This is a genomic window from Saprospira grandis str. Lewin, assembly GCF_000250635.1.
In the GTDB taxonomy this organism is placed as follows: Bacteria; Bacteroidota; Bacteroidia; order Chitinophagales; family Saprospiraceae; genus Saprospira; species Saprospira grandis.
In genome coordinates, this window is the sequence record NC_016940.1 from 2,776,708 (window position 1) to 2,790,124 (window position 13,417).

Below are 13,417 nucleotides of genomic sequence, written 5' to 3' on the forward strand. Positions count from 1 at the left end.
GCTTTTATAGTATGATGAAATACGATCAGTTGATTCGTTTGCTGCCTTATTTGGCCGCATTCGAAGAGGAGGGACCCAAGGCCGATTGGACGGCCAAGGATTTTGCCTACTGGATTCTAGAACAGGATATTGAGGTGGATAATGTAACCGAACTAGAGCCCGCAATGCCTCTACAAGGCGACCTAGCCGCCCAAATTACTCAGTTAGTTACCCTTAATTATAAATATCTTCGCTTTTACCTCAAGAAAAAGTTTAAAGATGAGCCCATCTCTACCATAGATGAGTTTGGTTTTCTAGCCAGCCTATTGGTGGATGGAACCATGCAGAAAAAACAACTCATCGATAAAAATACGATGGAGTTTAGCTCGGGCATGGAAATTATCCGCCGCCTGAAAAGAGGCCAGTTCATCAGCAGCCGCCCCGATCCCAGCGATGGCCGGGCAAAATTGGTCTCCTTAACACAAAAGGGGGAGGCCCTCATTATGCAGCTTTTGCCGCAGATGGGGCAGCTCGGCCAATTGGCAATTGCCCCCCTCAGCCCCAAGGAACAACAGCAGCTGCACTACTTGCTCCAAAAACTAAATGTCTATCATAATCCCATCTTTTACCAAGCTCATCAAGAGGATATGCAAGCTATTTTAGCCGAAAAATTAGGGGAGTAGTCTTTTTTGGGGCTGCCCCTCCCTGCGGTCGGGTCGGGCTGTCTCGCAGCTCGCTGTTCGCTCGGCCCTGCGCCAGCAAGCTGGCTGGGTCTGCGGCTTCGCCGCACTGCTGCCCATCCCTCAGCCAAGGCGCTGCGCGCCTTTCTAGACGCAAAAAAATAAAATTTCTTTAGGTTGAAAATGAGAGAGTTATCGCTTTTGCTTCAAAAAGTCTAGGTTTTTTTTGTGAAAAAGTTTGGACAAACCGAATACCCGCCCTATATTTGCAATCGCAAGGACGGAACGATATCGTTCTTCTACGCAGGAGGTTTGGCAGAGTGGTCGAATGCGTCGGTCTTGAAAACCGAAGACCCTTCACGGGGTCCGGGGGTTCGAATCCCTCAACCTCCGCCACAAAAGCCTGATGGTTAACCATCAGGCTTTATTTTTTTGGGCCAAAATTTCTTTCTTTCTCAAAAGAATATTATTTTTGCCCGCTGCCAAAAGGCAAGTACGCAATTTTATTAATTATTCATTTTCACTCATCCAGGTAAGATGTACGCAATCGTAGAAATTAAAGGACAACAGTTTAAGGTGAGCGAGGGTCAGGAGATCTTTGTTCATCGTCTGGATGCTAAAGAGGGCGATCAAGTTACTTTTGATAAAGTACTCCTCCTAGCAAAAGACGACACTTACCAAGTTGGTCAGCCTACCGTAGAGGCTAAAGTTAACACCACAGTATTAGAGCACCTAAAAGGTGACAAGGTAATCGTTTTCAAAAAGAAGCGCCGTAAGGGCTACCGCAAGAAAAACGGTCACCGTCAATCTTTCACAAAAATCAAGATTGACAGCATTGCATAGGCTTATATCTATGCGAAGTTCATTATTTGTTAAATTAGTACGCTAAACATATAAAGTCATGGCACACAAGAAAGGTGTAGGTAGTACGGACAACGGACGGGATAGTAATAGTAAACGACTCGGTGTAAAGAAATACGGCGGTCAACTCGTTCGCTCTGGAAACATTATCGTTCGTCAGCGTGGTACAAAATTCCACCCCGGCGAAAATATGGGTAAAGGTAGAGACTTTACTCTTTTTGCTCTCTGCGACGGTATCGTAGAATTCAAGAAAGGCTATAAAAATCGCACTTTCGTGAATATCATCCCTGCAGAAGTAGAAGTGGTTTCTTAGGAAATTTCACATCAATGATATAAAAAAGCTTTCTTTGACCCTTGGGTTGGAGAAAGCTTTTTTTATTTTGAGGGGCAAAGCCCCTTTTTCGCCCTTTAGGGCGCACAATTGGCCACAACAAAGCCTTTAGGCTGCAGTTCGACGACCAAAGGGAGTAACCGAGGGCTAGCGCAATTGGCCTAGCGATGTGCAGGGGTGGCCGAAGGCCAGACCTAGGCGGCAAAGCCGCCGCAGGGCCGAGCAGACCTGCGAGCCCCGAAACGTAGCGCAGCAAGGCGAAGCCGCAGCTGAGGCCCCAAATTATCATTCATTCAAAAAATCCCCTTAAAATATGATTGCTCGACACACATTTAGTCAGGAAGATATAGCTGGCCGCCTAGCCAATATTCGACGTTATGAGCCCGTACTAGATTATTACGGACAACAGCTCAAGGTAGAGGCCGCCTTGCTCAAAGCTATCGTAGCCGTAGAGTCTTCAGGCAATGCTCGAGCAGGAGCAGGCCGTTATAGCGGGGCCAAGGGCCTGATGCAAATCACTCGGCAGACCTGGATCGCCACGATTAAGCAATATCCAGATTTGCGCTACAGAAACACCAAATTGAGCGAGTATTTGGACCGAGATAAAAATGATGTTTGGGCCGATGCTTCTTTAAATACCTTGATTGGTACCCTAGCCCTCATCCTAAAGGCCCGTAGCCTGAGCCGCATGACCGGCCTAGCCATTTCGGCCAATGATCCCAAGGATGCCCCTATGTTGCTCACGGCCTACAATGCTGGCGAATATACCGTAATGAAGGCCTTCAAACGCGCCCAAGCCGCTGCTAGCTCCAACCCACAAATGGACTTTTTAGAGCGGGCGCATCTGCAAGGCGCTATTCAAGATGTAGTGACCCGCTTTAATCTCAGCTGGGATACCGCCGCTAAGTTTAAGGAAATTAGCCAGTACGCTAGCAAAGTCTTTAGTTTTCTAGATGTTTTTCGGGGAACAACTAGCCCAACTAATAACACAGCAAGCAATAACAATACAACAAGCCCTCAAGAAGAGGAGCCGACACCTACACCCACGCCACAAGCTACAACTCAATATTATTCGGTGGTATCTGGAGATACCGGCTATGGCATTGCTCGAAAGCTAGGGATTTCCTTTAGCAAGTTATCTGCCGCCAACCCAGGCGTGAACTGGGCGCGCCTGTCTTTGGGCCAAAAGCTAAAAGTAGGAGAGGGGCAGCCTCCAAAAGAAACGCCGGTTCGTCCAGAACCCCCAAAAACACCCAAAATCTATAGGGTGCAAAGAGGCGATAGCCTAGGTGTGTTGGCCCGTAAATTCAATGTGAGCATAGCCGCCATCAAGGCGCTAAATAAGAGCCAATTACAACGTTGGGGTAGGGTAGAAGGCTTTTTCGTAGGAGCCAAAATCAAAATTCCTCAATAAATTACTCTAGCATAAAGGGCCCCCAATCTGAGAAGATTGGGGGCCCTGCTACTTTAAATCAGTTCGTTGGGTAAGGGACTTTCATAGAGTTCTATGACCCGACCCTTATCGTCTTTTCGGCGACTTTTCTTGACCCATTGCCGCTCTTTCTGCATCTTCTTGGCAAAGGCCTTGGGCTGAATAATAACCCCTCTGTATTCACAAATCGCCTTAATAAACTCGGCTCCAATAAAAATCAATTGGGCCGAATAATAAACCCAAAGCAAAATGATAATGAGCGAGCCCGTGGCCCCATAGGCACTCACAATACTTGTATGGCTGAGGTAGTAGCCCATCAGCAACTGACCCAACCAAAACAAAATGGCCGAAAATATTGAGCCCCACCAGATGTAGCGCCAACGAAGACGGGCCGCAGGCAAAATCTTATACATCAACATAAAGAAAATCGCAATGATGAGAATAGATACCCCCAAATTGAGAAAGACCAAAAAGTTGGAGGTAAAATAGCTTACCGCTGGCGCCAATTGATCTGGCAAATGACTAGCCACCCAATCCTGATGCCCTTTGATATAGGTGCTGAGCCCCAAAATTAGTCCGTTGAGTAAGATAGAAAGGACCAAGAGCCCCCCAATGCTGAGAATCATCCCAAAAGATAAAATCCGATTGATGATCATTTGCACAATCTGCATCTTTCGAGCGACCTCTCTCACCCCAAAAATGGTGTTTAGGGCCTCCTGTAAGGCATAGAATATATGAGTAGATAAAAAGATCAGAAAGCCCAAACCCAAAATGGTCGCTAACCAATTGGTACTCGGACTGCCAATATTTTTTACCGCATTCTGAATCTGCTCAGCCGCAGCCTCCCCCACAAACTCAACAATGGTGTCGTAAATACGACCCTCTACAGCAGCCTCCCCCAAAAAGAAGCCCACCAAACCAATAATGATAATCAAAATGGCTGGCAAAGAAAAGATGGTGTAGTAGGCCAAGGCCGCCCCCATCCGCTGTACTCGGTCTTGCCCATAGCTATTTATTGTGGCCTGAATAACCAAATAAATCGGACGAAGATAGAGCCGGAAAAAATTTCTAAAAATGCGTAACATGCTTAGCTGATTTTCCTCAAAATAGGGAGATTAGTAGATATAAAAAAAAGCAGATTGCCAATTAGGCAATCTGCTTGCTGTAGGTATACGTTTCATCTTATCAAACGAGCGTAAGCCTTGGAAAATTTCACTCATATGGGGTAGTATTGCTTTAACCTACAGCTCCAAAAGTATCAGTCAGAGATGATACAGTTCATTAGTAAAAATACAAGCTTAATCCATAAAAAAGGCATCTTAATAGAGATTTTTAATGCTAAAAGCAAAGGCTTTATTATAAAACCGTATGATTTTAGTCTAAATAAGCTTCCATTTATCTAAAAAAAGCGCTAAAAACTGCATTTTATTCGGCCCAAGGGTCTGCTTGCAAAAATGGGTCAGCCCATTCGGCCTTATTGACATAACTAGTATCGGTCAGGGCATGCAAAAAGGCAATGATGTCCTGTTTTTCTTGGGCCGTCAAATGAGGCAGCTCTGGCGCAGTGCTGAGCTCATTGGCCACATTCGGCCCCCTACTCCCTGAGGTGTGCTCGGTATAATGGTCCAAAACTTCTTCTAAGGTAGCAAAACGACCATCATGCATATAAGGAGCCGTAAGGCCCACATTTCGCAAACTCACTTCTCTAAATCGACCATTGTCTACGACCGAGCCCGTAACATCTCCCAATCCGTTATCACTAAATTCCATAAAGCTGCTCACCGAGTCAATGGCATTATTAGAAAAACTATTGCGGGCAAAAATAGCCGCATCCCGAGTAAAGCTATGACAATGCGCACATTCCGCATCCTTGGTGCTGGCACTGCCCAGCGCATCTCCCAAAAAGAGCAGCTTCCCTCTTTGAGCCGCCTCACTCATATACTCAAAAGGTACCCATTCGTCTCGGTCATATTCAGAATCTGCCGAGTTGAGGGTCCGTAGAAATTGAGCAAGGGCCTTGGCCGCCAATTCTTTGCTCATCTCATCAATATGTTCTATCCCAAAGGCCTGACGAAACATCCGAGGATAATGCTCATGCGCTTTCAAACGCTGCATCACATCCTCCCAATTGCTCATCATTTCTAAGGGGTGCTCTACTGGCGAAAGCACCTGCTCCTCTAAGCTGGCAAATTTGCCGTCCCAGTTGAAGTTGTGCTGGCTGTTTTGTTTCCAGTTGTAGCCCACATTGATTAAGGACATGCTGTTTCTGGTCCCCACAGCACCCCCAACCCCTATTCCCACAGGGTTCCCATCGGTAAAGGCCCTATCCTGATGATGACAGCTGGCACAAGAAATACTGCTGTCTATAGAGAGTTTTCGCTCGTAAAATAAATATCGACCCAATTTAACCCCCGCTTCTGTCGCTCTATTGTCACTGGGCTCTTCCATGGTCGGTAAGCCGTTAATCTCAGGGTAGTCATAGGCTACTGGGTTATACGGAATGCTATCCAAGCTCCCCACAGTAGGAGAAACCGGACCAATGTCATCGGGCTTGGGGTCGCAGGCCGTTTCCAAAAGTAACAAGCTGCCCAAGCCTAAGCTCAAGTAAAGAAGGGATTTTTTAAACATAGTTTATTGCAATTCTAGGGCCTGGCCCATATTCGTAATAACGGTTTTTACAATGGCGTATTCGGCAGTGCTGGGGTCGCCAGAATGACTGACGTTGTTGTCCGCAATCGGAATTTCTTGCCCCGTTTTGTAAAATACCTCTTTTATATCAATCGTAAAATTCAAGCTGGTCGCTTGCTCCAAATTGAATTGTTTACTGAAATTCTTTTGCTGATACATGCCATCTACCCCAGAGTGATAGAGAAAATTAACATCTCCACCCGCTGCAGCTGGCAAACTATCAATTTTACCTTCCGTTCGCGTAAAAATATAGCTGTCCCAAGCAGTCCAGTAATTTCCCGCATCCCCCAAGGCCACCGCACTGCTAAAGTCCGCAGGGTCCATGGCATTCAAATCAGGCGCTACCCCCAAACCAAAACGAATGGCCGTAAAATTCCCCGTCTCCGCCAAACTATAACTCAAATCAACCCCAGCCTCAGCATCCGCCAAGTCGACCAAGCTATTAAAATTAACGTAGGCCGAACTGTCCACCAATACCCAATCGCCATTTTCTTTTTGCACTTCTATATAAGAAAGAAAAAAATTAAATACTTGCAACTGAAAGTTTTCTCCATTCGGGGCCGTAACATCCGTAAACATCGGCAAGGCCTGCCCATCAAATTGCGCCTTGAAGTTTAAGGTCAGGTTTTTTGTCTCCTCCACCGGAGGATCTACAGGGTCCTTTTTACAAGATGCAGCCCAACCCACTAGGGCCAAAATTAAAAATGCTGATAAATAACGCATAAGTCAAAATTAAGTGAATAAACAAGTCTGATTCTATTATTTTGGGGCCTCCTGCCTGCAGCAGGCGGTTACTCCCTTCGCTCGTCGAACTGCGCCCTAAAGGGCTTGTTGTCGTTTCGGGGCTGGGGCCTCCTGCCTGCGGCAGGCGCTACGTTTCGGGGCTCGCTCTCTGCTCGGCCCTTCGCCGCTTGCAGCGGCTCGGTCTGGCCTTCGGCCCCCCCTGCACATCGCTAGGCCGCTCAACAAATGGCTTTACGCTTGCCTTTTTTCTCCGGCCCCAAAATTTCTTATTATAAGATAAAAAAGCTGGACCAATTAGTCTGTAGCAGCAGTTACCTATACCGCAATAGCAGCATAAAAGTACGCTTTTGTAATATGCCCAAGGGCCAAGCCAACAACTTCAGCCAAAAGCTAGGGGCAGTCGCCAAAAGTTCACTATCTTTCGCCCAAAGATTAAACGAGGATTATGCTAAAAGGATTGGCGAACTTTCCGCTTTACCAAAATTTATTGGCGGCTAAGGCCCAAAAACAAAAGGGCTTTGCCCTGCTTATCGACCCCGATAAACTTAAGACGAAGGAATTGAACGAAACGATTGAACGAGCGGTTTGGGCTGGTGTAGATTATTTCTTTGTGGGAGGAAGCTTGCTGCTCAATGATGCCCTAGAAGAGGTGGTGGCCCTGCTCAAAAGCCAGACGGATATTCCCGTTTTTCTTTTCCCCGGCTCGCTGCGCCAAATTAGCCATAATGCCGATGCCCTACTGCTGCTTTCACTCATTTCTGGCCGTAACCCCGATCTGCTGATTGGCCAACATGTAGAGGCCGCCGCCTATTTGCGCAAAAGCCCACTAGAAATTCTACCCACAGGCTATATGCTCATTGATGGCGGAAAACCCACTTCGGTTTCTTATATTAGTAATACCCAACCCATTCCAGCCAATAAAGAAGATATTGCTATCTGTACCGCACTAGCAGGCCAACTTCTAGGCCTCAAACTGATTTATATGGATGCCGGCTCTGGAGCCCTTCAGCCCATTTCTAGCCAAATGATCGAGGCGGTTTCTTCTGCCATAGAGCTGCCGCTCATTGTGGGCGGGGGCATCCGCACTGCCGAAAAAGTGGCCCAAAATATTCATGCTGGAGCCGATCTGGTGGTGGTGGGCAATGCCCTAGAAAAAGCCCCCCAACTCATGGCCGAAATGGTGGCCGCCTGCCATTAAATATGGACCAATTTTTAGAATTTAGATCTAACGCCTTTTATGCAAGGAACTGTAATTAAATCTACTGGCGCTTGGTATCGTGTCCAAACGCCCGACCATAAAGTTTATGACTGTCGAATCAAAGGAAAGTTTAGGCTCAAAGGCTATAAACTGACCAATCCCGTCGCCGTAGGCGATGAGGTCCTCTTTGAACAGGAAAAAGGCCTAGAAACAGGCATGATCCACAAGATTTTGCCCCGCCAAAATTATGTGCTCCGCCGTTCTACCCGCCAAAAGCACCACCAACACCTCATTGCCTGCAATTTGGACCAAGCCCTTTTGGTGGTCACGCTCCGAGAACCCAATGTGAAGCTGGGCTTTATTGACCGCTTTTTGCTGACTACCGAAGCCTATTCTATTCCCACTTATATTATTCTCAATAAGGCCGACCTCTATGATGAGGGGGACCTCGAAATGTATGAGGGACTCAAAATTTTGTATGGCCGAGCAGGCTACCAAACTCGCTTGGTTTCTGCAGAAACTGGAGAGGGCCTAGAGGAACTGCAATTGTTGCTCAAAGATAAGCGCAGCCTTTTTTCGGGCCACTCTGGAGTGGGCAAGTCTTCTTTGATTAACAGCCTAGCTCCTGGCCTTGGCCTAAGAACAGGAGAAGTTTCGGATTATACCCAAAAGGGGATGCACACCACTACTTTTGCCGAGCTATTTACTTTGCCCCAGGGCGGCGAAATCATTGATACTCCAGGCATCAAGGAGCTGGGCTTCCTCAATTTGGAGCCCCAAGATGTGGCCCATAATTTTCCCGAAATTTTTGAGGCCTCTAAAAATTGTAAATACAATAACTGCTTGCATATCAATGAGCCACATTGTGCCGTAAAAGCAGGCCTAGAAACAGGCGAAATACATGAGCTGCGCTACCAAAGCTATTTGTCAATTATGGAGGAAATCCAAGAACAAAACCATTGGGAGCGACATTTATAAATTGGGCCAGTTAGGCGGCGAAGCCGCCCCGGCTGAGGGATGGAAAAGGGTGGCCGAAGGCCAGACCCAGCTTTTTGAGCAAAGCGAAAAAAGCGCAGGGCCGAGCAGACCTGCGAGCCCTGACACAGCCCGACCCGCCCGCAGGGCGGGGCAGCCCCAAAAAAATATAAAAAAGAAGAAAAGAACATGAAAAACCAACCCCTAGTCAATAGAGTGGCTCAAAGTAGCCTCATCAACTTTAATTTGGAAGATTATTATCCGCAGGCCGAAATTTTGGTCTTTGATATCAAAGATTATCTCTTTAAAGGCTTAATTTTGAGGGAGAAAGATTTTCGACAGGCGCTCAAAGAGATGGATTGGAGCCAATATGCGGGCAAAAACTTGCGGGTTTGTTGTTCTGCGGATGCCATTGTGCCAACTTGGGCCTATCAGTTGGTGGTCAGTTTGGCGGCCCCCTATGCTTTGGCTGTTCGTTTTGGGAGCCAAGAAGAGTTTTTGGCTGGGCATTATCAGGCTGTTTTGGGCCAACTAGATTTGGCCGCTTTTGAGGGCAAGCCCGTGGTGATTAAAGGCTGTAGTGATAAGCCGGTGCCGGTGGCGGCCTATATGGAAATCACGCGGATTTTGCAGCCAGTGGCCAAAAGCATTATGTTTGGAGAAGCCTGTTCGACCGTTCCGATTTATAAGCAAAAAAAGAAGAAATAAGATGAAAACGCTATCCTCCTTATTGGTTTACAGCTTGGGCACTACTGCCTTTTTGGCCTTTTTGGTCCTGACCTCTTATACGGACCCCAAGGACCAGCCCGAGGCGGCTCCTCAGGCCCCTCGTTTAGAGCATGTGCAGCAGGTGCAAATGCCCAAGATTCCCGATTCATTGAGTTTTGCTGGCGAGGCTGTGCCTATTCAGGATATGGATATGCGGGAGCGTTTTGACCGAGAGCAATTGTCGATTTGTTTTCGACATTCGGCCACTATTCATAGTATGAAATTGGCCAATCGTTATTTTCCGATGATGGAGGAGGTGCTCAAAAAAAATGGAGTGCCCGATGATTTTAAGTATTTGGCCGTTACCGAAAGTAATTTGCTAAATGCGACCTCGCCAGCTGGGGCCAAGGGGATTTGGCAGTTTATGCCGGCTACGGCTCGTATGTATGGTTTGGAGGTGAATAAGGAGGTAGATGAGCGTCTAAATTTCTATTTGGTGACGGAGGCCGCTTGTAAGTTGCTCAAGCGCTTAAAAAACAAATTTGGCAGTTGGACCTTGGCTGCGGCAGCCTACAATTGTGGAGAGGGCAGAGTGCAAGAGCGGCAGCGAGCGCAGGGCGGAACGGCTTATTATGAGTTGGAATTGCCTGCGGAAACGATGCGTTATTTGCCTCGTATTTTTGCGACCAAATGTATTTTGTCTAATCCAGAAAACTATGGGTTTTTCTATGAGCAGGACGATCTTTATCCCGCCTTTCCCGATTATCGTTTAGTGACCGTTAATGGACCAACCAACTGGGCTTCTTTTTGTAAGGAGCAGGGCGTGAGTTATCGGACCCTCAAATTGCATAACCCTTGGATTCTCAGTAGCAAATTGACCAATGCCAAGCGAAAAAGCTATACGGTTCGCTTGCCCAAACAGTAGGGCAGGAGCTGAAGTCAAAAAAGCGCAGTTATCAATTTAGATAACTGCGCTTTTGTTTTGGTCCAAAACAACATAGCTTAGGCTCTAGCTGCCGAGCAACTAGAGCCTGAGATATAAAGCAAAAAGGGGATAGACTTAATCGTCTAGGCCTTCATTGCCAAAGTCTACTGCGGGAGCAGCTACTTCTTTAACCTTAGGAGCTACCATAAGGCGGCCACGGTAAAAGCCACACTCGCCACAAACGTGGTGAGGCAATTTAGGAGCGCCACAGTTTTGGCAGTCGATTACGTTAGGAGCCTCGATTTTATAGTGGGTACGACGCTTACGCTTACGCTGTTTTGATATTCTACTCTTAGGATGTGCCATTTCTACAGAATTTTATAAAGTACTATTTTTTCAATAATAAATGTGAAGGGTTATTCTAAGTCTAAATCTTTGAGAGCATCCCAGACAGAAGAACTTGGAGTTTCCTCCTCTTCCTCTTCTTCAGGAAGTTGGCTGTATTGGTCCAGCAAATCCAAAATTTCGGCAGGGCAACCCTCATCGGGGTGGACCTTTCGGATTGGAATGGCGAGCACCAACAACTCATAGAGCGTATTGGCCAAATCTAGCTGACTAGCGCCATGTTGCAGATAAATGAGCTCGGGCTCAGGCAATTCAGGCAATTCATGCACAAACTTAACAATCATTTGCTCATCTAGCGCAATGGGCAAGTCAAAATCTTGTCCACAAAGGTCGCATTGGGCCGGAACATGGCCAGAAAGCTGAAAGTCAAGCTGCATAAACTGCTGCTTTTTGAGCATTTGCAGTTTAACTACGACTTGGGCCTGATCTAGAGGGGCATCCTCAAAGGCACTTAAGAACTTTTCATTGAGCTCATAATCAAATTGATGTTGACCATCGGCCAAACTCAGAAAGTTGATTGCGTAGGCTCTAAGATGTTTCATGTCTCCGCTTTTTTTGGAAACGCCTGCAAAAATAGGCAATTTTCAATAAAATAATAATTTTTACAGCCTAGATATTAAAAAACAGTCTTTTAGGCTGCTGCAGACCCTCAAAAGGAAAAAAAGGGGCAAGAAGTTCCCCTTTTTTAGAAGGGGATATCATCTATGCTGCCATTATCATTATTCATTTTAGAGGAAAGGGGGCTAGGTTCGCCGCCTAGGTTGGAGGGGAGTTGGAAATTGCCGCCAGCTTGTTGTAGGCCATTAAAGTCTTGGTCCTCCAAATTAGAGAAGAGAGCATATTGGCCATCCCAGCGCAGGCGAACGGTTTCTAGCGAACCATTACGGTGTTTGGCGATAATAATTTCGCCAATATTTTGAAGCGAGTTACCTTCTTCATCTTCTAGAATATCATAATATTCTGGGCGATAAATAAAGGTCACGATATCGGCATCTTGTTCGATGGCACCAGATTCCCGAAGGTCGGAAAGCATGGGGCGTTTGGAGCCGCCACGGGTTTCTACGGCACGGCTCAGCTGCGAGAGGGCGATAACGGGCACATTGAGTTCTTTGGCCAGGGCCTTGAGTCCACGAGAGATGGTTGAAATCTCTTGTTCTCGGTTTCCGTTTTTATCGCCACCGCCTGCGGTCATTAGTTGGAGGTAATCGATAATAACGAGTTGGATATCGTGTTGCATTTTGAGGCGGCGGCATTTGGCGCGCAGTTCAAAGATGCTAATCCCTGGGGTATCATCAATAAAGATGGGCATTTTGCCCAATTGGTCCACCTGCGCATAGAGTTGTTGCCACTCATAATCTTCGAGTTGGCCCTTGCGGAGTTTTTCTGAAGAGATTTGGGTCTGCATAGAGATGATCCGATTGACCAGCTGCACGCTAGACATCTCTAAAGAGAAAAAGGCGACCCCCGAGCTAAACTGTGCGGCGGCATTTTTGGCCACGGCTAGGGTGAAACTGGTTTTACCCATACCGGGACGGGCGGCAACGATGACCAAATCACTGGGTTGCCAGCCAGAGGTCACTCGGTCGAGGGCGGTAAAGCCAGAAGGCACCCCGGTCAGTCCATCTTCTTTTTCCGATAGCTCTTCAAATTGTTTGATGGCCATATTGACCAGGGTACTCATCCCCATAGAGCCTCGGCTGAGGTTTTGTTCGGTAATGCCAAAGAGGCCTTGTTCGGCCTTATCGAGAAGGTCAAAAACATCGGCGGTATCTTCATAGGCCTCATTGATGGTTTCTGTAGACACCCGAATGAGTTCTCTTTGGATAAACTTTTGGGAAATGATGCGGGCGTGATATTCTACGTTGGCGGAAGAGGCCACGCGGTTGGTCAGTTCTACCAATTGGTAGGGGCCGCCTACGGCCTCTAGTTTGCCCATTTTGCGGAGTTCTTCGGTCACGGTCAGCAAATCGACGGGATTACTATCTTCAAAGAGTTTGCAGATGGCCTTATAAATATGTTGGTGGCGTTCGACATAGAAGCTTTCTGGAGAAAGGATATCGATGACGATGGCCAGGGCATCTTTATCGAGCATGAGTGCGCCCAAGACGGCCTCTTCGAGGGCGGGGGCTTGGGGTTGCACTTTGCCAAAGGCGTTATTGCCTTGGGCTTGCTTGAAGCTCTTGAGATTTTTCTTTTGGTCAGTCTTATTAAAATTCATAGCAGGCGAGTCTTTCAAATAATTGTATATCAATTAGATGAGGTCTTAATTGGTGGTGCTTGTCTGATTTGCGGAGGGCAAATTTGCTAAGAAAAAAAGGGAATAAAAAATTTGTTCTTTGGAACTCCTTTTTTGGGGGCCATAAAATGGGCTTTTGGGGCTTTTTCTGGCCAATATTTTTTTTGGAGGGGACAGGCGGCGGAGCCGCCGCAGGCTGAGGGGCTGTAGCAGGGCCGCCGCAGGCGGCAGACCAAGGCGCTTTGCGCCGCAGGG

The 13,417-nt window shown here is 47.0% G+C and carries 15 protein-coding genes and 1 tRNA gene; 10 read left to right on the forward strand and 6 right to left on the reverse strand.

Annotated features, from left to right (window positions below; translation table 11 throughout):
* The first annotated feature begins 11 nt into the window (after window positions 1–11).
* The 5 genes from SGRA_RS12285 (at window position 12) to SGRA_RS12305 (ending at window position 3,265) form a co-directional block, all read left to right on the forward strand.
* Window positions 12–662: a MarR family winged helix-turn-helix transcriptional regulator gene (locus SGRA_RS12285; protein WP_015693037.1), complete on the forward strand. Its 651-nt coding sequence runs from the start codon at window positions 12–14 to the stop codon at window positions 660–662.
* A 303-nt stretch (window positions 663–965) separates the two neighbouring features.
* Window positions 966–1,055: transfer RNA gene (locus SGRA_RS12290), tRNA-Ser, on the forward strand.
* A gap of 141 nt (window positions 1,056–1,196) precedes the next feature.
* Complete coding sequence (gene rplU / locus SGRA_RS12295) at window positions 1,197–1,502, forward strand: 50S ribosomal protein L21 (RefSeq protein WP_015693038.1); 306 nt, start codon at window positions 1,197–1,199, stop codon at window positions 1,500–1,502.
* 58 nt (window positions 1,503–1,560) lie between these two features.
* Window positions 1,561–1,833, forward strand: coding sequence for a 50S ribosomal protein L27 (rpmA, locus tag SGRA_RS12300; RefSeq protein WP_015693039.1), 273 nt, complete (start codon window positions 1,561–1,563; stop codon window positions 1,831–1,833).
* Window positions 1,834–2,164: 331 nt separating this feature from the next.
* Window positions 2,165–3,265 (forward strand): LysM peptidoglycan-binding domain-containing protein, encoded by a 1,101-nt coding sequence (locus SGRA_RS12305; protein ID WP_015693041.1) that lies wholly within the window; start codon window positions 2,165–2,167, stop codon window positions 3,263–3,265.
* A 53-nt stretch (window positions 3,266–3,318) separates the two neighbouring features.
* Here SGRA_RS12305 and SGRA_RS12310 read toward each other — a convergent pair whose 3' ends face one another.
* The 3 genes from SGRA_RS12310 to SGRA_RS12320 form a co-directional block, all read right to left on the reverse strand.
* Complete coding sequence (locus SGRA_RS12310; RefSeq protein ID WP_015693042.1) at window positions 3,319–4,368, reverse strand: YihY/virulence factor BrkB family protein; 1,050 nt, start codon at window positions 4,366–4,368, stop codon at window positions 3,319–3,321.
* A gap of 340 nt (window positions 4,369–4,708) precedes the next feature.
* Window positions 4,709–5,911: a cytochrome-c peroxidase gene (locus SGRA_RS12315; RefSeq protein WP_015693044.1), complete on the reverse strand. Its 1,203-nt coding sequence runs from the start codon at window positions 5,909–5,911 to the stop codon at window positions 4,709–4,711.
* A 3-nt stretch (window positions 5,912–5,914) separates the two neighbouring features.
* The gene (locus SGRA_RS12320; RefSeq protein ID WP_015693045.1) at window positions 5,915–6,694 is read right to left on the reverse strand and encodes an MbnP family protein; all 780 of its coding nucleotides are present in this window, start codon (window positions 6,692–6,694) and stop codon (window positions 5,915–5,917) included.
* 466 nt (window positions 6,695–7,160) lie between these two features.
* Between SGRA_RS12320 and SGRA_RS12330 the strand changes: the two genes are divergently transcribed.
* The 5 genes from SGRA_RS12330 to SGRA_RS12350 are packed head-to-tail and all read left to right on the forward strand — an operon-like array spanning window position 7,161 to window position 10,521.
* Window positions 7,161–7,913: a phosphoglycerol geranylgeranyltransferase gene (locus tag SGRA_RS12330; protein ID WP_041329649.1), complete on the forward strand. Its 753-nt coding sequence runs from the start codon at window positions 7,161–7,163 to the stop codon at window positions 7,911–7,913.
* Window positions 7,914–7,952: 39 nt separating this feature from the next.
* Complete coding sequence (rsgA, locus tag SGRA_RS12335) at window positions 7,953–8,891, forward strand: ribosome small subunit-dependent GTPase A (RefSeq protein ID WP_015693048.1); 939 nt, start codon at window positions 7,953–7,955, stop codon at window positions 8,889–8,891.
* Window position 8,892: 1 nt separating this feature from the next.
* The gene (locus SGRA_RS24330) at window positions 8,893–9,081 is read left to right on the forward strand and encodes a hypothetical protein (RefSeq protein WP_015693049.1); all 189 of its coding nucleotides are present in this window, start codon (window positions 8,893–8,895) and stop codon (window positions 9,079–9,081) included.
* Window positions 9,078–9,596 (forward strand): DUF2480 family protein, encoded by a 519-nt coding sequence (locus SGRA_RS12345; RefSeq protein WP_015693050.1) that lies wholly within the window; start codon window positions 9,078–9,080, stop codon window positions 9,594–9,596. The genes SGRA_RS24330 and SGRA_RS12345 overlap by 4 nt, the downstream gene beginning before the upstream one ends.
* A gap of 1 nt (window position 9,597) precedes the next feature.
* The gene (locus tag SGRA_RS12350) at window positions 9,598–10,521 is read left to right on the forward strand and encodes a lytic transglycosylase domain-containing protein (protein WP_015693051.1); all 924 of its coding nucleotides are present in this window, start codon (window positions 9,598–9,600) and stop codon (window positions 10,519–10,521) included.
* Between the two features lie 135 nt (window positions 10,522–10,656).
* Here SGRA_RS12350 and rpmF read toward each other — a convergent pair whose 3' ends face one another.
* The 3 genes from rpmF to dnaB all read right to left on the reverse strand — a co-directional run bounded on the left by rpmF (window position 10,657) and on the right by dnaB (window position 13,144).
* Window positions 10,657–10,887, reverse strand: a complete 231-nt coding sequence (gene rpmF, locus SGRA_RS12355; protein WP_002659500.1) for a 50S ribosomal protein L32 — start codon at window positions 10,885–10,887, stop codon at window positions 10,657–10,659.
* 50 nt (window positions 10,888–10,937) lie between these two features.
* Window positions 10,938–11,468 (reverse strand): YceD family protein, encoded by a 531-nt coding sequence (locus tag SGRA_RS12360; RefSeq protein ID WP_015693052.1) that lies wholly within the window; start codon window positions 11,466–11,468, stop codon window positions 10,938–10,940.
* 143 nt (window positions 11,469–11,611) lie between these two features.
* Window positions 11,612–13,144 (reverse strand): replicative DNA helicase, encoded by a 1,533-nt coding sequence (gene dnaB, locus SGRA_RS12365; protein WP_015693053.1) that lies wholly within the window; start codon window positions 13,142–13,144, stop codon window positions 11,612–11,614.
* Window positions 13,145–13,417: the final 273 nt, after the last annotated feature.

What these genes read in the sequence shown, in the direction of transcription:
- SGRA_RS12285 (WP_015693037.1), top strand. Translation starts at nt 12, where the DNA reads ATGATGAAATACGATCAGTTGATTCGTTTGCTGCCTTATTTGGCCGCA.
- rplU (WP_015693038.1), top strand. Translation starts at nt 1,197, where the DNA reads ATGTACGCAATCGTAGAAATTAAAGGACAACAGTTTAAGGTGAGCGAG.
- rpmA (WP_015693039.1), top strand. Translation starts at nt 1,561, where the DNA reads ATGGCACACAAGAAAGGTGTAGGTAGTACGGACAACGGACGGGATAGT.
- SGRA_RS12305 (WP_015693041.1), top strand. Translation starts at nt 2,165, where the DNA reads ATGATTGCTCGACACACATTTAGTCAGGAAGATATAGCTGGCCGCCTA.
- SGRA_RS12310 (WP_015693042.1), bottom strand. Translation starts at nt 4,368, where the DNA reads ATGTTACGCATTTTTAGAAATTTTTTCCGGCTCTATCTTCGTCCGATT.
- SGRA_RS12315 (WP_015693044.1), bottom strand. Translation starts at nt 5,911, where the DNA reads ATGTTTAAAAAATCCCTTCTTTACTTGAGCTTAGGCTTGGGCAGCTTG.
- SGRA_RS12320 (WP_015693045.1), bottom strand. Translation starts at nt 6,694, where the DNA reads ATGCGTTATTTATCAGCATTTTTAATTTTGGCCCTAGTGGGTTGGGCT.
- SGRA_RS12330 (WP_041329649.1), top strand. Translation starts at nt 7,161, where the DNA reads ATGCTAAAAGGATTGGCGAACTTTCCGCTTTACCAAAATTTATTGGCG.
- rsgA (WP_015693048.1), top strand. Translation starts at nt 7,953, where the DNA reads ATGCAAGGAACTGTAATTAAATCTACTGGCGCTTGGTATCGTGTCCAA.
- SGRA_RS12345 (WP_015693050.1), top strand. Translation starts at nt 9,078, where the DNA reads ATGAAAAACCAACCCCTAGTCAATAGAGTGGCTCAAAGTAGCCTCATC.
- SGRA_RS12350 (WP_015693051.1), top strand. Translation starts at nt 9,598, where the DNA reads ATGAAAACGCTATCCTCCTTATTGGTTTACAGCTTGGGCACTACTGCC.
- rpmF (WP_002659500.1), bottom strand. Translation starts at nt 10,887, where the DNA reads ATGGCACATCCTAAGAGTAGAATATCAAAACAGCGTAAGCGTAAGCGT.
- SGRA_RS12360 (WP_015693052.1), bottom strand. Translation starts at nt 11,468, where the DNA reads ATGAAACATCTTAGAGCCTACGCAATCAACTTTCTGAGTTTGGCCGAT.
- dnaB (WP_015693053.1), bottom strand. Translation starts at nt 13,144, where the DNA reads ATGAATTTTAATAAGACTGACCAAAAGAAAAATCTCAAGAGCTTCAAG.